The 17,629-nt window shown below is 65.3% G+C and carries 13 protein-coding genes; 7 read left to right on the forward strand and 6 right to left on the reverse strand.

Annotated elements, in window-relative coordinates:
- Positions 1 to 14 precede the first annotated feature (14 nt).
- The 4 genes from NZK81_RS18740 to NZK81_RS18755 all read left to right on the forward strand — a co-directional run bounded on the left by NZK81_RS18740 (position 15) and on the right by NZK81_RS18755 (position 8,716).
- The gene (locus tag NZK81_RS18740) at positions 15 to 1,877 is read left to right on the forward strand and encodes a hypothetical protein (protein WP_260047620.1); all 1,863 of its coding nucleotides are present in this window, start codon (positions 15 to 17) and stop codon (positions 1,875 to 1,877) included.
- 264 nt (positions 1,878 to 2,141) lie between these two features.
- A complete protein-coding gene (gene gltB / locus NZK81_RS18745; RefSeq protein ID WP_260047621.1) occupies positions 2,142 to 6,782 on the forward strand; it encodes a glutamate synthase large subunit in 4,641 nt (1,546 codons plus the stop codon).
- A gap of 19 nt (positions 6,783 to 6,801) precedes the next feature.
- Positions 6,802 to 8,235 carry a glutamate synthase subunit beta gene (locus NZK81_RS18750; RefSeq protein ID WP_260047622.1) on the forward strand — a complete coding sequence of 478 codons (1,434 nt, stop codon included), beginning with the start codon at positions 6,802 to 6,804 and terminating at the stop codon, positions 8,233 to 8,235.
- Positions 8,236 to 8,407: 172 nt separating this feature from the next.
- Complete coding sequence (locus tag NZK81_RS18755; protein WP_260047623.1) at positions 8,408 to 8,716, forward strand: putative quinol monooxygenase; 309 nt, start codon at positions 8,408 to 8,410, stop codon at positions 8,714 to 8,716.
- A 9-nt stretch (positions 8,717 to 8,725) separates the two neighbouring features.
- On the opposite strand, the gene ung is transcribed toward NZK81_RS18755, so the two are convergent.
- Positions 8,726 to 9,415 carry a uracil-DNA glycosylase gene (gene ung, locus NZK81_RS18760; RefSeq protein ID WP_260047624.1) on the reverse strand — a complete coding sequence of 230 codons (690 nt, stop codon included), beginning with the start codon at positions 9,413 to 9,415 and terminating at the stop codon, positions 8,726 to 8,728.
- 61 nt (positions 9,416 to 9,476) lie between these two features.
- Between ung and NZK81_RS18765 the strand changes: the two genes are divergently transcribed.
- From NZK81_RS18765 to NZK81_RS18775, 3 genes are read left to right on the forward strand one after another with little or no spacing between them, the layout of a single operon-like run.
- Positions 9,477 to 10,100, forward strand: coding sequence for a ribonuclease D (locus NZK81_RS18765; protein WP_260047625.1), 624 nt, complete (start codon positions 9,477 to 9,479; stop codon positions 10,098 to 10,100).
- A gap of 33 nt (positions 10,101 to 10,133) precedes the next feature.
- Positions 10,134 to 10,781, forward strand: a complete 648-nt coding sequence (lptC, locus tag NZK81_RS18770) for an LPS export ABC transporter periplasmic protein LptC (protein WP_260047626.1) — start codon at positions 10,134 to 10,136, stop codon at positions 10,779 to 10,781.
- On the forward strand, positions 10,778 to 11,323 hold the full coding sequence (locus tag NZK81_RS18775; protein ID WP_260047627.1) for an LptA/OstA family protein: 546 nt from the start codon (positions 10,778 to 10,780) through the stop codon (positions 11,321 to 11,323). The genes lptC and NZK81_RS18775 overlap by 4 nt, the downstream gene beginning before the upstream one ends.
- Positions 11,324 to 11,409: 86 nt before the next feature.
- On the opposite strand, the gene NZK81_RS18780 is transcribed toward NZK81_RS18775, so the two are convergent.
- The 5 genes from NZK81_RS18780 to NZK81_RS18800 form a co-directional block, all read right to left on the reverse strand.
- The gene (locus tag NZK81_RS18780; protein ID WP_260047628.1) at positions 11,410 to 12,807 is read right to left on the reverse strand and encodes a sugar transferase; all 1,398 of its coding nucleotides are present in this window, start codon (positions 12,805 to 12,807) and stop codon (positions 11,410 to 11,412) included.
- 142 nt (positions 12,808 to 12,949) lie between these two features.
- Positions 12,950 to 14,005, reverse strand: a complete 1,056-nt coding sequence (holA, locus tag NZK81_RS18785; RefSeq protein WP_260047629.1) for a DNA polymerase III subunit delta — start codon at positions 14,003 to 14,005, stop codon at positions 12,950 to 12,952.
- A 6-nt stretch (positions 14,006 to 14,011) separates the two neighbouring features.
- A complete protein-coding gene (gene lptE / locus NZK81_RS18790; RefSeq protein WP_260047630.1) occupies positions 14,012 to 14,524 on the reverse strand; it encodes an LPS assembly lipoprotein LptE in 513 nt (170 codons plus the stop codon).
- The gene (gene leuS, locus NZK81_RS18795; protein WP_260047631.1) at positions 14,521 to 17,037 is read right to left on the reverse strand and encodes a leucine--tRNA ligase; all 2,517 of its coding nucleotides are present in this window, start codon (positions 17,035 to 17,037) and stop codon (positions 14,521 to 14,523) included. The genes lptE and leuS overlap by 4 nt, the downstream gene beginning before the upstream one ends.
- Before the next feature lie 47 nt (positions 17,038 to 17,084).
- Positions 17,085 to 17,552, reverse strand: coding sequence for a DUF3576 domain-containing protein (locus NZK81_RS18800; protein ID WP_260047632.1), 468 nt, complete (start codon positions 17,550 to 17,552; stop codon positions 17,085 to 17,087).
- Between the last annotated feature and the right edge of the window lie 77 nt (positions 17,553 to 17,629).

Below are 17,629 nucleotides of genomic sequence, written 5' to 3' on the forward strand. Positions count from 1 at the left end.
TGGGGTAAGTTAGAGTGTCCGAGCAAAAGCGCAGCACATCGGGCGGAAACCAGCCGATCACCCGTCACCCCCTGTTTCCCGCCATTGTCGCACTGTGGGCCGGGGCTCTTTTCGGTCTGGCAAGCATCGCGCTTCCGCCCGCGTTGATCGAGCGCGCCGTAACGGCGCTCGGCGTGGATCGTGTGATCCCGATGGCGGCACCTCCGCTCGGTGCGACGACACGAATCCTGATTGCCCTTGCCATGACGGTGCTCGGCGGCGTCTGCGGCACCCTGGTGGCGCGCCGTCTCGCGCGCCCGGCGCCCGGCAAGCACGAACGTCGCCGCGATGTCATGCCGGGTTCCGGCAAGCTGCGCGCGGCGGGAGAGATTGCAGGCCCGATCGTCGGAGCAGCCGCAGTTGCCGAAGACAGCGCCGATCATGCGCCCTCACCCGGGCACAGCACCCCGATCCTGAACGTCGGCACCTTCGAAGTGCGCAGCTTTGACGAAGCCTTCGAGGACGAAGACGACATCGCCAGCCGGGCCGTAAACGCGCAGGATACCGCTTCGGAAACCATCGAAGTCGAAAAGGCACCCGCCTCGTTCGCGTCCATGCCGTCCGGCGGACCGTTCGCGACGCCGACGCCGCCCGCCGGAGCGCAGGTCTTCCGGTCTGCCAACGCATCCGAGGAGGCTGCAGAGGTCGCCGAAGACATCGCATGCGATGCGGAGGAGGAGGCGGAGGCGGTCGACGCGGCCGGGTCGGAAAGACCCGCCGGCGGCCTGTTCGAAGCCTACTCGCGTGAAATCGCGCCCGGTGAAGCCCCCCAGGCGTCCGTTCTCGATGACGAATGCGCCGACCTTGTCGACACCGATTTCCAGGACGACGAGGACGATACAACGCCCATCGCCGCAGCGGAACCGCCGGCGGATATCGCCGCGCCTTCGGAAGCCGGGGCATCGCACGAAGAGGACATCGCAAGCGAGGCGCCGAACGATGGCTCCCCCACGGCGGCCGAGCGCATCGTTTCCGCGGAACTCGACGCGCTTTCGCCCGTGGAACTGCTTGAGCGCCTGGCTCTCGCCATGGCCCAGCGCCGTGCACGCGAAGAACGAACCGCCACGGCCCCCGTGCTGGTGGAAGTGGACGCACCCGAAGCCGAACCGGAGCCGGAAATGGCCGGCCCGGCACCGGTCGACGCGGAACCGCTCCCGGTCGAGGCCCCGTACTTCGAGGCCGAAGCCGTGGAACCCCAGGCACAAGCCGAGACGGCTTCCGTGCAGGAGGCCCGGGACGATGCCCCCGCATCCACGTCCATCCCGGCCGCGATGCGCCCTGTAGCCTTCGACGATTTTTCGGACGAAGACGATGACGACGCCCTGCCCGGCTACATCCCGCCCCGGCACATCGGACTGTCGCCGTCGTCGTTCACGCCATCGGCCGAGGCGTCGTTTGCCGGCGAGGACGAAGAGGACGAAGAGGACGAGGAAGAAAGCGACGAGCAGGAAGGTCACGGTCGCCACTCGGGCTATTCGTCGCTGCTCGATCTCTCGGGCCCCTTTGCGAACCGCGAAAGGCAGAAACAGCAGTTCGTGCAGTTCGATGCCTCCGAAGGCGAAGAGACCGGCGACATCCAGCCGGAAGCGGCCTTCGACGACGAGTATGACGACGACGTGCCTGATGCCGGCCCCTTTGCCGTCCCGGCTCCCGAGCCGGCACCTGAAGCGCCCGCTCCGTCTTCCCTGACGTTCCATCAGCACGCACTGCATGATCCGGCATCACAGGTTGCCAGCGAACGCCTGTTCGACGGGCCCGGCAACGCGGATCCCGAAGAAACCGAAAAGGCGCTGCGGGCGGCACTGGCCACGCTCCAGCGGATGAGCGGCGCCGCCTAGTTTCGCCAAGCCGCCCCAATCACGAATCGAACAAGACCCCGCCCGGATCACCCGGGCGGGGTTTTCGATAATAAAATGCCCGAATTTCCGATGATCGCGCGCGCAATCCTGCGCCGAACTGGCCTTCGCGGTTGCAAAACGCCGCATCAATCGTCATGGGGACGTTGGGGTCACTATGCCGCATGTGGGGGCGTTGCACGATTCGTGCTCGTCGATACGCACGCCCGGCGTAACCCCGGCAAATGACAGGATGGATTATTATCGATGGGATTTCCTAAGCCCCAAGGCCTTTACGATGCGCGTAACGAACATGACTCCTGCGGTGTGGGCTTTGTTGCTCACATTAAAGGGCAAAAAAGCCATGCAATCATTACCCAGGCCCTGGAAATCCTGAAAAACATCGACCACCGCGGTGCGGTGGGCGCCGACCCGCTGCTGGGTGACGGCGCGGGCATCCTGACGCAGATCCCCGACCAGCTTTTCCGTGGCTGGGCGAAGGACGCGGGCGTCGAACTGCCGCAGCCGGGCGATTATGCCGTGGCCATGTGCTTCCTCCCGCAGGACGAGGCGGCGCGCGACTTCGTGGTTGCCAAGTTCGAGAAGTTCATCGCCAAGGAAGGGCAGGTCCTGCTCGGCTGGCGCGATGTGCCCGTCACGCTCGACGGCCTCGGCAAGACCGTCATCGAATCGATGCCGGTGGTGCGCCAATGCTTCGTCGGCCGCGGTGAGAACTGCGCCGATCAGGATGCCTTCGAGCGCAAGCTGATGGCGATCCGCAAGCAGACCCAGAACCCGCTGGCGGCCATGGCCGAAAAGCACAACCTGCCCGGCCTCACCGAGCTCTACATGCCGAGCTTCTCCAGCCGCACGATCGTCTACAAGGGCCTGCTGCTGGCAACCCAGGTCGGCTCGTTCTACGACGACCTGCGCGATCCGGACTTCGTCTCGGCGCTTGGCCTCGTGCACCAGCGCTTCTCGACCAACACCTTCCCGAGCTGGAAGCTGGCACACCCCTATCGCTTCATGGCGCACAACGGCGAGATCAACACGGTTCGCGGCAACGTGAACTGGATGAACGCCCGCCGCCGCACCATGGAAAGCGAACTGCTCGGCTCCGACCTCGACAAGATGTGGCCGCTGATCCCGCACGGCCAGTCGGATACCGCGTGCCTCGACAACGCGCTCGAACTGCTGCTCGCTGGCGGCTACAGCCTCGTCCACGCGATGATGATGCTCATCCCGGAAGCCTGGGCCGGCAATCCGCTGATGGATGCCAGGCGCCGCGCTTTCTATGAGTACCACGCCGCGCTGATGGAGCCGTGGGACGGCCCCGCCGCCGTCGCCTTCACCGATGGCCGCCAGATCGGCGCCACGCTCGACCGCAATGGCCTGCGCCCCGCACGCTTCCTCGTCACCGACGATGACCTTTGCGTCATGGCTTCCGAGAGCGGCGTTCTGCCGATCAAGGAAGACAACATCGTGCGCAAGTGGCGCCTCCAGCCCGGCAAGATGCTGCTGATCGACTTCGAGGAAGGTCGCATCATCGAGGACGAGGAAATCAAGGCCAAGCTCGCCGAGGAAGAGCCCTACGAAAAGTGGCTCGAAAAGGCCCAGTACAAGCTGGCCGATCTCGACGTGATCGAGCCCGAGCTGGCCGAGCTGCCCGAACCCACCGGCACGCTGCTCGATCGCCAGCAGGCCTTCGGCTACACGCAGGAAGACACGCTGCGCTTCCTCGAGCCGATGGCGATGAATGCCGACGATCCGATCGGATCGATGGGCACCGACACGCCGATCCCGGTGCTGTCGAGCAAGTCGCGCCTGCTCTACGACTACTTCAAGCAGAACTTCGCGCAGGTCACCAACCCGCCGATCGACCCGATCCGCGAGGAACTGGTGATGAGCCTGGTCACGATGGTCGGCCCGCGCCCGAACCTGCTTGGCCATGATGCCGGCACGCACAAGCGTCTCGAAGTCAGCCAGCCGATCCTGACCGATCTTGGCCTCGCCAAGATCCGCTCGGTCGAGGCCGCGCTCGACGGCGCTTTCCGCACTGAGACGATCGACATGACCTGGGATGCCGAAACCGGCGCCGAAGGTCTGGAAATGGCGATCAAGGAAATGTGCTGGGCCGCCACCGAGGCGGTGCTGGCGGACAAGAACATCCTGATCCTGTCCGACCGCGCGCAGGGCCCTGACCGCATCCCGATGCCCGCATTGCTGGCGACGGCTGCGGTGCACCACCACCTCGTCCGTCAAGGTCTGCGCATGCAGACCGGCCTTGTCGTCGAAACCGGCGAGGCGCGCGAAGTGCAGCACTTCTGCGCGCTGGCGGGCTATGGCGCCGAAGCCATCAACCCCTACCTCGCCTTCGAGACGATCGAAGAAATCCGCACCCGCAAGAACCTGCCGGTCTCGGCCGAGGATGCGGCGAAGAACTATGTCTATGCCATCGGCAAGGGCATCCGGAAGGTCATGTCCAAGATGGGCATCTCGACCTACCAGTCCTACTGCGGCGCGCAGATCTTCGACGCGGTCGGCCTGTCGAGCGCTTTCATCGAGAAGTACTTCACCGGCACTGCCACCACCATCGAGGGCGCGGGCCTGCTGGAAATCGCGGAAGAAACCGTGCGTCGCCATGCAGCGGCCTATGGCGACAACCCGATCTACGCGAAGATGCTCGACGTGGGCGGCATCTACGGCTCGCGCGTGCGCGGCGAAGAGCACGCCTGGACCAGCACCAACATCGGTCTGCTCCAGCATGCCGTGCGCGGCAACGTGCCGGCCAAGTACAAGGAATTCGCCCAGACCATCAACGACCAGTCGACCCGGATGCTCACCATCCGCGGCTTGATGGACTTCGTGCCTGCCGAAGAGCCTATCGATATCAGCGAAGTCGAACCGGCCAGCGAGATCGTCAAGCGCTTCGCCACCGGCGCGATGAGCTACGGCTCGATCAGTTGGGAAGCGCACACCACGCTGGCGGCCGCGATGAACACCATCGGCGGCAAGTCGAACACCGGCGAAGGCGGCGAGGACCCGAGCCGCTTCACGCCGATGCCCGACGGGCGCAACCTACGCTCGGCGATCAAACAGGTCGCCTCGGGCCGCTTCGGCGTGACCACCGAGTACCTTGTCAATGCCGACGACATCCAGATCAAGATGGCACAGGGCGCCAAGCCCGGCGAGGGCGGCCAGCTGCCCGGCCACAAGGTCGACAAGATCATCGGCAAGACCCGTCACTCGACCCCGGGCGTCGGCCTGATCTCGCCGCCGCCGCACCACGACATCTACTCGATCGAGGACCTCGCGCAGCTCATTCACGATCTCAAGAACGTGAACCCGGGCAGCCGCGTCTCGGTCAAGCTGGTGTCCGAAGTGGGCGTCGGCACGGTTGCTGCGGGCGTTTCCAAGGCGCGCGCGGACCACGTGACGATCTCCGGCTACGAAGGCGGCACCGGCGCTTCGCCGCTGACCTCGCTCACCCACGCCGGCTCGCCCTGGGAAATCGGCCTGGCCGAGACCCAGCAGACGCTGCTGCTCAACAACCTGCGCAGCCGCATCTGCGTGCAGGCCGACGGCGGTCTGCGCACCGGGCGTGACGTCGCCATCGCCGCGCTGCTCGGCGCCGACGAGTTCGGCTTCGCCACCGCGCCGCTGATCGCGGCCGGCTGCATCATGATGCGCAAGTGCCACCTCAACACCTGCCCGGTCGGCGTCGCCACCCAGGATCCTGTGCTGCGCGCGCGCTTCACCGGCCAGCCCGAGCATGTGATCAACTACTTCTTCTTCGTCGCCGAGGAACTGCGCGCGATCATGGCCGAGCTGGGCTTCCGCACCATCGCCGAGATGGTCGGCCGCGTCGACAAGCTCAACATGAAGAAGGCGGTCAGCCACTGGAAAGCCAAGGGCGTCGATCTTTCGAAGATCCTCTACCAGGCCCCGCTGGGCGACAGCCCGTCGCTCAACTGGAGCAGCACGCAGGACCACGGCCTCGAGAACGCGCTCGACAACGCGCTGATCGAAGGCGCGGCCGATGCGCTCGAAAAGGGCGACGCAGTGCGCATCGAAAAGCCGATCATCAACGTCAACCGCACGGTTGGCGCGATGCTCTCGGGCGAAGTCGCCAAGCGCTACGGCCATGAGGGGCTGCCCGACAACACGATCTACGTCACGCTGAGCGGCGTGGCCGGCCAGAGCTTCGGCGCCTGGCTTGCCCACGGCGTCACGCTCGACCTGACCGGCGATGCCAACGACTATGTCGGCAAGGGCCTGTCAGGCGGCCGCGTGATCGTGCGCCAGCCCGGCCATGTCGATCGCGATCCGCTGGCCAACATCATCGTCGGCAACACCGTGCTCTACGGCGCGATTTCCGGCGAGGCGTTCTTCAACGGCGTGGGCGGCGAGCGTTTCGCGGTCCGCAACTCGGGCGCGATAGCGGTTGTCGAAGGCTGCGGCGACCACGGCTGCGAATACATGACCGGCGGCGTCGTGATGGTTCTCGGCAAGACCGGCCGCAACTTCGCGGCGGGCATGTCGGGCGGTATCGCCTACGTCTATGACGAGGACGGCGAATTCGACAAGCTGTGCAACCATTCGATGGTCGACCTGCTCAAGATCTCGCCCGAAGCGGACGAGGACGAAGGTACGGGCCGCCCGCAGCAGCGGACGGCCAGCGTCAACGACCTGGGCATGGGCGACATGCTGCGTCACGATGCGGAGCGCATCCGCGTGCTGCTTGAACGTCACCACCTGCACACCGGCTCCAAGCGGGCCCGTGCGCTTCTCGACGACTGGGACGAGACCCTGACCAAGTTCGTCAAGGTCATGCCGCGCGACTATGCGAAGGCGCTCAAGCAGATGGAAGCCGAGCGGCTCGAAGCCGCTTCCGTGGCAGCAGAATAAGATCGGGAATCAGTACAAGATGGGCAAGGAAACCGGCTTTCTCGAACTGGACCGCCAGGACCGCGTTTACGGTCCGGTCGATGATCGACTGAAGAACTACAAGGAGTTCGTCATTCCGCTTTCGGCGGAGACGCTCAAGGACCAGGCATCGCGCTGCATGAACTGCGGCGTGCCGCACTGTCACACCGGCTGTCCGGTGAACAACATCATCCCGGACTGGAACCACCTGGTCTACGAGGATGACTTCCGCAACGCGCTGGAAGTCCTCCACTCGACCAACAACTTCCCCGAGTTCACCGGCCGCATCTGCCCCGCCCCGTGCGAGGCGGCCTGCACCCTGAACATCATCGACCAGCCGGTCACCATCAAGTCGATCGAATGCGCGATCGTCGACAAGGGCTGGGCCGAAGGCTGGATCACGCCGAAGGTTCCGGCGCAGAAGACCGGCAAGTCGGTTGCCGTCGTGGGTTCGGGGCCCTCGGGCCTCGCCTGCGCGCAGCAGCTTGCGCGTGCCGGCCATTCGGTGACGGTGTTCGAGAAGAACGACCGCGTCGGCGGGCTGATGCGTTACGGCATTCCCGACTTCAAGATGGAGAAGCACCTCATCAACCGCCGCGCGGCGCAGATGGAAGCCGAAGGCGTGGTGTTCAAGACCTCGGTCGAGGTCGGCGTCTCCGTTTCGGTGAACTCGCTGAAGGAAAACTTCGACGCGGTGGTCTTCGCCGGCGGTGCCGAGGACGCCCGCCGCATGGACATCCCCGGCGCCGAACTGCCGAGCGTGCGCCTGGCGATGGAATTCCTGATGCAGCAGAACAAGCGCAACGCGGGCGACGACGAAATGCGCGCCGCCCCGCGCGGCTCGCTGACGGCCACCGGCAAGCACGTCATCGTCATCGGCGGTGGCGACACCGGATCTGACTGCGTGGGCACCTCGAACCGCCAGGGCGCGGCATCGGTGACCCAGCTCGAGATCATGCCCAAGCCGCCCGAGCATGAGGACAAGGCGCTCAGCTGGCCGTTCTGGCCGCTCAAGCTGCGCACCTCCTCAAGCCACGAGGAAGGCTGCGAGCGCGACTGGGCCGTGCTGACCAAGCGCGTGATCGGCGACAACGACGTCAAGGCGCTCGAGTGCGTGCGCGTCGAGTGGAAGGACGGCAAGATGCACGAGGTGCCGGGCAGCGAGTTCACGCTCCAGGCCGATCTCATCCTGCTCGCCATGGGCTTCGTCGGCCCGCGCAAGGCCGGCATGCTCGACCAGTCGGGCGTCGATCTCGACCCGCGCGGCAACGTCAAGGCCGATACCGAGAAATACCAGACCAGCGATCCCGCGATCTACGCCTGCGGCGACATGCGGCGCGGCCAGTCGCTGGTCGTCTGGGCGATCCGCGAAGGCCGCCAGTGCGCCCGCGCGGTAGACGAAGCGCTGATGGGAGCCAGCCAGCTTCCGCGCTGAGGCGGCACCATCCCCAAGTCATGAAAGGGCGCTCCCGTGCGGGGCGCCCTTTTTGCATCGGCTATCCGCCGCGACGATCATTGACCCGACAGGCTTCAGGCCGAACACAACCGAGCTTGACCGGCCTGCACCACCCGGCAAGACTTTCGTCTAAACTTGGGAGAACCACTGCATGCTGCTCGAAATCGCCGAAATCGAAGTGCGTCCCGGCGCCGAGGACCAGTTCGCAACCGCGATGCACGAGAATGGCCTGCCCAATCTGGCGGCATGCGAAGGCGTCGTTTCGATCCGCTTCGGCCGTGGGGTGGAGAACCCGTCCAGGTTCACGTTCAACGTCGTGTGGACCTCGATGGAAGCACACGAGGCGGCGCGCAATCTGGAGGCCTTCGGCAAATTCCGCATGGCCTTCGGCGATCTCACGACCGGCGGTGCGATGAGCCACTACACGATGGGCGATTCCATCCCCGGCGCCTCGGCCTGAAGCACCTGCCTACCAGTCGATCGTCCCGCGCCCGTGGGCTTTCAGGAATTCATTGGCGCGGCTGAAATGACGGCAGCCGAAGAAGCCCGAATGCGCCGAAAGCGGACTCGGGTGCGGCGCCGTCAGTACCAGATGATGACTGTTCGCAAGACCGGGCACGCGCTCGGCCTTCTTGCGCGCGTGGCTGCCCCATAGCAGGAAGACGCAAGGCTCGGGCTTGGCGGCTACGGCTGCTGCGGCGGCATCGGTGATCGCCTCCCAGCCCTTGTTCTGGTGCGAACCGGCCTGCCCTTCCTGCACGGTGAGCGAATTGTTGAGCAGGAGCACGCCCTGACGCGCCCAGTGCTCCAGATTGCCGTGCCCCGGTGCCGAGACCCCGCAATCGCTTGCCAGTTCCTTGTAGATATTGACCAGCGAGGGCGGGACTTTCACGCCCTCGGGCACTGAAAAGGCCAGACCGTGCGCCTGCCCCGCGCCGTGATAGGGATCTTGCCCCAGAATCACGACCCGGACTTTGTCGAGCGGCGTCAGTTCCAGCGCGCGCAGCCGGTTGCCGCGCGGGGGAAAGATGCGCTTGCCCGCCGCTTCCTCGGCCTTGAGCCAGCCCCCCAGCCTGCGCGCCTCCGGCGCCGACAGCACGGGTGCGAGCGCCGTCTGCCAGCTGGGTGGAACGGCCTGTGCGCTTGCGGATGCAGTCATGCCTCGAAAATCCTGGTGCCCATTGCGAAACACTGGCCCAGTCCCTAAGCATTTTCGCACCATGGCTGTCTATCTCCACGAAGAAGATCTCCCCGAAGGCGTCCTCGCGCCGGGGCCCGTTGCCGTCGATACCGAGACGATGGGGCTGATCACCCCGCGTGATCGTCTCTGTCTGGTCCAGATCTCCGACGGACAGGGCGACGAGCACCTCGTGCGCTTCGCGCCGGGCAGTGCCTACGACGCGCCCAACCTGAAGGCGGTGCTGGCCGATCCGGCGCGACTGAAGCTCTACCACTTCGCGCGCTTCGACCTTGCCGCGATCGAACATTACATGGGCGTGATGGCCGAACCGGTGTTCTGCACCAAGATCGCCAGCAAGCTGGTGCGGACCTATACCGACCGCCACGGGCTCAAGGACCTTGTCCGCGAACTGCTGGGCAAGGACGTCTCCAAGCAGCAACAGTCGAGCGACTGGGGCGCCCCCGAGCTGACCGAACCGCAGAAGGATTACGCGGCGTCCGACGTGCGCTATCTTCATGCGATGCACACGATCCTGATCGAACGGCTGGCGCGCGAGAAGCGCACGGAAATCGCGCAGGCCTGCTTCGATTTCCTGCCCACGCGCGCGCGGCTTGACCTTGCTGGCTGGCCCGACCACGACATCTTCAGTCACCAGTCCGCCTGACGCGCGGGCGGTCCAACCGGAGCCTGATCGACCATGTCGGTGGAAGCCATCCAGATCCGCAACCGCCGCCGGCACTTTGCCGCGCCGGGCGGTTCGCACGACCGTCTGGTCGCGTTCCTGGCCAAGGCCCTGCCCGCAGCGATCGGGGTAGTGGCCGCAGTCATGATCCTGGTGCCGCTGTCCCCGCGCGGCGAGATCAGCTTCCTGCTGGACCGCAACAAGGTGGCGGTCACGAACGAACGCCTGAAACTGGAAGACGCCTCCTACATCGGCCAGGACGACCACGGCCGCGACTTCGTGGTGACGGCGGGCACGGCCGTGCAGAAATCGGCAGCCACGCCGATCGTCGAGATGCTCGATCTTTCCGCGCGAATGGACCTCAACGACGGCCCTGCCCGCATCGCTGCGCCGCGCGGCGCCTACAACTACGATACCGAGAAGATCGACATTTCCGGCCCCGTGCAGTTCGACGCGCCGGATGGCTACCGCATGTCGACCAGCAACGTCGCGATCGACGTCAAGAAACAGGTTGCCGTCGGCTCGGGCGGCGTGGAAGGCTCGGTGCCGACCGGTACCTTTCGCGCGGAATCGATGAAGGCGGACCTCGAAAACCGTACCGTTACCCTGGAAGGCAATGCCCGGCTGCACATGACGCCCGGGAAATTGAGGATACCCAAATGACGCTTCGTCGCCTGCGCCCTCTGCCCGTCGACGGGTTTCCCTTCCGCCTGACCATTGCCGGCACCCTGCTTGCCGCGACGGCTTTCGCCGCCGCGCCGCAACTGGGCGCGCAGGTCTTCCCCGGCCATGACACCAATGCCCCGGTGGACTATGCCGCCGACCGTATCGAACTGCAGGACAAGCAGGACCGCGTCGTGCTCTCGGGCAACGTGGACGTACGTCAGGGCGAGCTACGGCTGCGCGCCGCCCGCACGGTCGTCAACTTCACCAACGTCGGCTCGCTGGAGATCCAGCGCATCACCGCGAGCGGCGGCGTCACCGTGACCCGGGGAGACGAAAGGGCGACCGGTGACGTCGGCGTCTACGACTTCAACCGGAAGGTCATCACCATGTCGGGCAATGCGACGTTGAAGCGCGGCAACGGCGACACGCTGCGTGGCGGACGCTTCGTGATCGATCTCAGGAGCGGTGTGTCCTCGGCCTCGGGCGGGCGCGTATCGGGCACCTTCAGCGTGCCGAAGAACGACTCCAAGAAGGACTGATCACCGGCGCTGTTGCCGACGGCCCGACAACAGCGCTTCCTGCGGATCTGCGAACATTTCGGACAGCCGGAACAGGCCCGGGCGGGTTAGAACGCGCGATCGTGAACGAGAACGCGCAGGGTCAGCACGATGATCTGGATGTCGCGCATGATCGTCCAGCCCTCGAGGTATTCGAGGTCGGACTGCAAGCGGTTGATCAGATCGGATTCGTGATCGGTCGCCCCGCGATAGCCGCGCACCTGCGCCAGCCCGCTGAGGCCCGGCTTGAGGCAGTGACGCTGCCAGTAACGCAGGTCCACTTCCCAGAACAGCTTGTCGCCGGCCAGCGAGCCGGTGGCATGCGGACGGGGACCGACGATGCTCATGTCGCCAAGCAGGACGTTGAAGAGCTGCGGCAGCTCGTCGATGCTGGTGCGGCGGATGAACTTGCCCACCTTGGTGATGCGCTGATCGTCCTTCGAGGCCGATGTATTGCCGTCCTTGTCGCACAGGGCCTGCGTCATCGAACGGAACTTGTACATGTTGAAGAAGCGGTTGCCGCGCCCCATGCGGCGCTGCATGAAGAACACGGGCCCGCCGTCCTGCAGCTTCACCGCCAGCGCCACCAGGATCAGCAGGGGCGAAAGCGCAAGGATAGCCGATCCGGCGAACGTGATGTCGAACAGCCGCTTAACCGCCCGGTCGCGCAGGCCCAGCGGACCGGCCGAGACCAGCAGCAGCCCGTGCTTGCCGACCACGCGCGCGCCCTGGGCACCGAGCCGGGCGACTTCATCGTCGAGCACCTCGCCATCGACGTTCGCGCCCTTCAGCATCATCGCCCAGTTCGCACGGCGCCCCGCCGGACAGCTGACGATGACACGGTCGATGTTACGCAGCACGAGGCCGAGGCGGTCGAGCGAATGCGGATCGTTGAGATCGGGACGCAGCCCCATCGCAGCAGCCGAAATGCGGATGGCGCCGCGCAGGTTCACCTGCGGCCCGCCATCGTCGATGATCAGCTCGTTGATGACACTTGGGCCGCAGCGCCAGGTCACGAAACTGCGCAGCTGCAGACGGCTCCAGGCGATGATCCCCATCGCGACCAGACCACCGCCATTGAAAGCGGCGCGCGAAACGCCGGCGCCCGGCTGGATCAGGAACTGCACGAAGATGACGACAACCATGGCAATGACCATGGCCACGGTGGCCCGGAAAATGCCCTTCCAGCTCGCGAGCAGCGCAACGATCGAATAGGAACCGTTGTAGAACGCGACGGTCAGGAAGATCGGCAGGATCAGCTGGGCGTGCACGAGCGATTCGGCCAGCCCCCCCTTTCCGGCAAACAGGTAGCCGACCACCCCGCAACCCAGAATGATGGAAAGGATATCGCCGATCAGCAGCGCCACGTAACATTGTAGCCGTCGCCGCTCTCGCGAGGGGGCAACGAGAAGTTCATCGACTTCAGTGCCCTCTTTGAGCGGACGCACGACAAATGGTGCGTTCATCGGTTCTGCACTCCCTGCCACCATTACTCCGCCACAAGCCCCCCTCATCAGGACTGCTGTAGCTATCGCAACGCCAATTCATGTTGCAGTGCAATAGCTATACATCTCTAAACCAGAAACAGGTACCTTAAAGTGGCGTTTGTCACACAGCCCTGTTTGCCGGTTGTGTCACCTTGGAACAGGCAATCCGTGCAATCGTCAACAGTCCTTCGGCCAGAAGTAATTCAGAATCCTGACTATTGGCCATGAGAGACTGGTGTAGCGCAACAAGCCTTGCGACGAGACGTTCCAATCGCGGGCCGCGCCAAATCTTGAGCTGGACCGCCAGTGCCGGCTGATCCTTCCAGAAAACGCGGCGCGCACCGGCTTCTGCCTTGAGAAAGCCGGCCACGTCCGGACTGCGCCCGAGACGCGCATTGAGCGCGGCCAGCTGCGCAACACGACGTTCGAACGCCAGCAGCAGGCCGACAGGGTTGAGCCCCAGTTCGTGCATGCGCCGCAGCTCGGGCGCAATGGCCTCGCGTCGGCCGCCGAGAACGGCATCAACCAGCGGCGCGAACCCGTCATCCTCGGTCTGCGCCCCGACGGCATCGAGGTCCGCCACCGAGACCGGGCGCGGGGTTTCCGGCATGGCATCGAGATAGAGCGCCAGCTTGGCCACTTCCGAACGGGCGATCCGGGTATCGAGCCCCGAGCCCCGCGCGATGCGCTCGGCGATGTCGCTGCCCAGCTTAAGCCCGGCGCTGTTGGCCATGGTGCGGACCGAGGCGGTAACCGAGCCAAGATCGGGCGGGTAGAACATGGCGACGAGCCCGTCGTCACGATTCGCCAGCAGCTTGGCGGTGCGTGACTTGTCGGTCGCGCCGGTGGCCAGGATCAGGACCGGGCAGGCCTCGACGGCATTGTCGAGCAAAGTCTTGACCGCGTCGTGTGCCTCGTCACCCTGGGCGCGCACCCAGATATGGCGTGAACCGCCGAACAGCGATGTCGAGCGCGCCTCGTCGCCCAGTCGCACGGGGTCCTTGCGCACGTCGGACCCGCCGATCTCCACGCGTTCGCCGGGATCGGGAAGGAGTGAAACGATTCGCGCCGCGGCATCGGCAGCGCCCGATTCGTCTGGCCCGCAGAAAAAGAACACGCGCGCCTGCTGGGCGGCACGGGCGGCAAGGCCGGCAAAATCCTTCTGCGTTGCCTTCACGGGCCCTTACTGGGCCGTATTGCCGCGCAGGCGCAGCGCGACACTGGTGACGATGCGGCTGGCGACGTCCTTGGACAGGTTCTCCAGCGCGGTCTGCTCTGCGGCAATCGTCGCATAGTCGGAGGAAACGACGTCGATACCTGCATCCGAGCCAGCGGTGGCGTCGAGCACGACGTCCCCGCTGGACAGGTCCACCAGCTGGTAACGCGCACGCAGAGTGCGCCGCTCTCGGCCGATGGTATCGTCGGAGAGCAGGGCAAAGCCCTCCAGCTTGTCGTCGAGACGCACATCGAGGCGATAGCGGGGGGTTACCCCGGCCTGCCCCGACCCGAGCTGATCGACCAGAGCATTACGCACCAGCCAGCCGGCACGTCCCTCGATCGCGGAAACCTGCACGTCGGACAATCCACGCGCCACCGCACCCTTGCCGCCGCCGGCATACATCGGCTTGAGCCCGCAGCCGGACAGCATCGCGACAGAGAGCATCAGCGCTCCGGCAAGGGCAGCCGATCGCTTCACGCGACGAGATTCACCAGACGGTCGGGCACGACGATCACCTTGCGGACTTGAGCACCATCGAGGGCACGCTGCACCTTCTCGCTGGCGAGGGCAAGCGCCTCCAGTTCTTCCTTCGCGGTGCCCTTGGCGACCGTCAGCGTGTCGCGCAGCTTGCCCTTCACCTGCACGGCGATGGTCACTTCATCCTCGACCAACAGCGCCGGATCGACTTGCGGCCACGCCGCATTGGCGATGAGGCCCTCGCCGAACTCGGCATAGGCTTCTTCGGCAAGGTGCGGCATCATCGGCGAAACCAGCAGCAGCAGCTTGCGGATGGCAGCCGAACGGCTTGCCGAAGGCTGCGCCTTTTCGATTACGCCCGTCAGTTCGTAGATGCGTGCGACGGCCTTGTTGAAGCCGAGCGATTCGATGTCTTCAGCGACGGCGGCGACGGTCTGGTGGACCTTGCGGTCGACCGCCTTGTCCTCGCCCTCGACCGCCACGTCATGCTGGGCGAAGAGGCGCCACAGGCGCTGCACGAAGCGCGCGCAGCCCTCGATGCCGGCCTCGGACCATGGCAGGTCGCGTTCGGGCGGGCTGTCGGACAGCATGAACCAGCGGATCGCGTCGGCGCCGTAGGTCGCGACGATCTCGTCCGGATCGACCACGTTCTTCTTCGACTTCGACATCTTGATGACCTTGCCGACCGTGACCGGCTGGCCATCTTCCTTCAGCGTCGCGCCATCGGCGGTGCGCTCGATCTCGGAAGGACCGAAGTAGATCTCGCGCCCGTCTTCCTTGCGCGAATAGACCTCGTGCGTGACCATGCCCTGCGTGAACAGGCTGCCGAACGGCTCCTTCACCTCGATCTTGCCGATACGGGCCAGCGCGCGAGTCCAGAACCGGGCGTAGAGCAAGTGCAGGATCGCATGCTCGATGCCGCCGATATACTGCTCGACCGGCAGCCACTGCGCGATCTGGGCGGGATCGAAGGGCCTGTCATCCGGCTGGCTGGCAAAACGCAGGAAATACCATGAGGAATCGACGAAAGTATCGAGCGTGTCGGTCTCGCGCCGCGCGGGCTTGCCGCACTGCGGGCAATCGACGTGCTTCCAGGTGGCATGGCGCGCCAGCGGGTTGCCCGGAGTCGAGAAATCGACGTCCTCGGGCAGCGTGACCGGCAGCTGCTTCTTGGGCACCGGCACGACGCCGCAGACTTCGCAGTGGATGAACGGGATCGGCGTACCCCAGTAGCGCTGGCGCGAAACACCCCAGTCACGCAGACGCCAGACCGTCTTGCCCTCGCCCCAGCCTTCGTTTTCGGCACGGGCGATGACGGTGGCCTTGGCCTCCGCCACGCTCATGCCATTCAGGAAATCCGAGTGGACGCAGATGCCGTCGCCGGCTTCCGCCTCGCCTTCGAAGGGTTTGTCCGCATCGTCGGCGCTCGCGGCGACCACACGCAGGATCGGCAAGTCGTACTTGGTGGCGAACTCGAAGTCGCGCTGGTCGTGTCCGGGAACCGCCATGACCGCGCCGGTGCCATATTCCATCAGCACGAAGTTGGCGATGTAGACCGGCAGTTCAGCGCCGGTGAAAGGATGCACAACGCGGAAGCCGGTATCGAAGCCCAGCTTTTCCGCCGTTTCCAGCTCGGCCGCCGTGGTGCCGCCGCGCTTGCACTCCTCGATGAAGGCCTGCGCTTCGGCGGACGTGGCTGCGACCTGCTGCGCCACCGGGTGTTCGGCGGCAACGGCAACGAAGCTGGCGCCGAAGATCGTGTCGGGACGGGTCGAATAGACCTCGATTTGCGAATCGAAATTGGCCGGCTTGAAATGGAACTGGAGCCCGGTGCTCTTGCCGATCCAGTTTTCCTGCATGGTCCGGACCTTCTCCGGCCACTTGTCGAGCGTGGAGAGCCCTTCGAGCAGTTCGTCGGCGAAGTCGGTGATCTTGAGGAACCACTGCGAGAGCTTGCGCTTTTCCACCAGTGCGCCCGAGCGCCAGCCGCGCCCATCGATCACCTGCTCGTTGGCGAGCACGGTCTGGTCGACCGGGTCCCAGTTCACCGCCGATTCCTTGCGGTAGACAAGGCCGTGTTCGTAGAGGTCGAGGAACAGCGACTGTTCCTGGCCGTAGTACTCCGGCTCGCAGGTCGCCAGCTCGCGGCTCCAGTCGAGCGCGAAACCCAGGCGCTTTAGCTGCGCCTTCATGTTGGCGATGTTGTCGCGCGTCCAGCCACCGGGATGCACGCCCTTTTCCATGGCGGCATTCTCGGCCGGCATGCCGAAGGCGTCCCAGCCCATCGGATGCAGGACCTCGAAGCCCTTCATCCGCTTGTAGCGCGCCAGCACGTCACCCATCGTGTAGTTGCGCACGTGGCCGATGTGGATGCGCCCCGAGGGATAGGGGAACATCTCAAGGACGTAGCTGCGCGGCTTCGCGCTGCCGTCGTCCGCCTTGAAGCACTGCGCCTCGTCCCACGCGGCCTGCCAGCGGGTATCCGCCTGAGCCGGATCGAACCGCTCATTCATGTCAGTCTAGTCTCCTGCGGGCCTGAACACCCGCGAACCGAATTAGGTCAGCCGCCTATCGAATTGCGACGCAGATCGCGCGCGCGGGTCAGGATGATGTCTTCGAGCTTCTGCACGGTTGCGGCCTGAACCGGTGCCGGAACCCAGCCGCCGCCCTGCGCCACTTCGCGCACCGCCGTCACCTTCAGCGCGTCGGCGCGCAGATCCCGATCGAGGATGATGACCGAAACCTTGACCCGCTCACCGGGGTTCCTGGGGTTGGTGTACCAGTCGGTGACGATGACGCCGCCGGCGCTGTCCGACTGGAGCAGCGGCATGAAGGAAAGCGAATCGAGGCTGGCGCGCCACAGATAGCTGTTCACGCCGATCGTGGTCACCTGCGAAGGCGCCATGACCGCGCCGACCTGCTTCTTGCCGCCGCCGCAACCGGCCAGCGCAAGCGCCGCCCCGGTGCACAAGGCCGCGGTGACCAGCGAGCGCGCGGTGAAAAAGCCGGTATCGGTGCTGCCTGTCATTGTCGTTCCCAATTCCTGATCTTTGCTGGCAAGCGCCGGGATGCCGGAACCTGTCGTCAAACGCCTCTATAACCGCC

The organism is Novosphingobium mangrovisedimenti, assembly GCF_025153475.1.
GTDB classification, from domain to species: Bacteria; Pseudomonadota; Alphaproteobacteria; order Sphingomonadales; family Sphingomonadaceae; genus Novosphingobium; species Novosphingobium mangrovi_A.

Excerpts from the sequence above, each read along its gene's own strand:
- NZK81_RS18800 (WP_260047632.1), bottom strand. The coding sequence starts at position 17,552 with ATGACAGGCAGCACCGATACCGGCTTTTTCACCGCGCGCTCGCTGGTC.
- NZK81_RS18755 (WP_260047623.1), top strand. The coding sequence starts at position 8,408 with ATGCTGCTCGAAATCGCCGAAATCGAAGTGCGTCCCGGCGCCGAGGAC.
- NZK81_RS18765 (WP_260047625.1), top strand. The coding sequence starts at position 9,477 with ATGGCTGTCTATCTCCACGAAGAAGATCTCCCCGAAGGCGTCCTCGCG.
- gltB (WP_260047621.1), top strand. The coding sequence starts at position 2,142 with ATGGGATTTCCTAAGCCCCAAGGCCTTTACGATGCGCGTAACGAACAT.
- NZK81_RS18780 (WP_260047628.1), bottom strand. The coding sequence starts at position 12,807 with ATGAACGCACCATTTGTCGTGCGTCCGCTCAAAGAGGGCACTGAAGTC.
- NZK81_RS18750 (WP_260047622.1), top strand. The coding sequence starts at position 6,802 with ATGGGCAAGGAAACCGGCTTTCTCGAACTGGACCGCCAGGACCGCGTT.
- ung (WP_260047624.1), bottom strand. The coding sequence starts at position 9,415 with ATGACTGCATCCGCAAGCGCACAGGCCGTTCCACCCAGCTGGCAGACG.
- NZK81_RS18775 (WP_260047627.1), top strand. The coding sequence starts at position 10,778 with ATGACGCTTCGTCGCCTGCGCCCTCTGCCCGTCGACGGGTTTCCCTTC.
- leuS (WP_260047631.1), bottom strand. The coding sequence starts at position 17,037 with ATGAATGAGCGGTTCGATCCGGCTCAGGCGGATACCCGCTGGCAGGCC.
- lptC (WP_260047626.1), top strand. The coding sequence starts at position 10,134 with ATGTCGGTGGAAGCCATCCAGATCCGCAACCGCCGCCGGCACTTTGCC.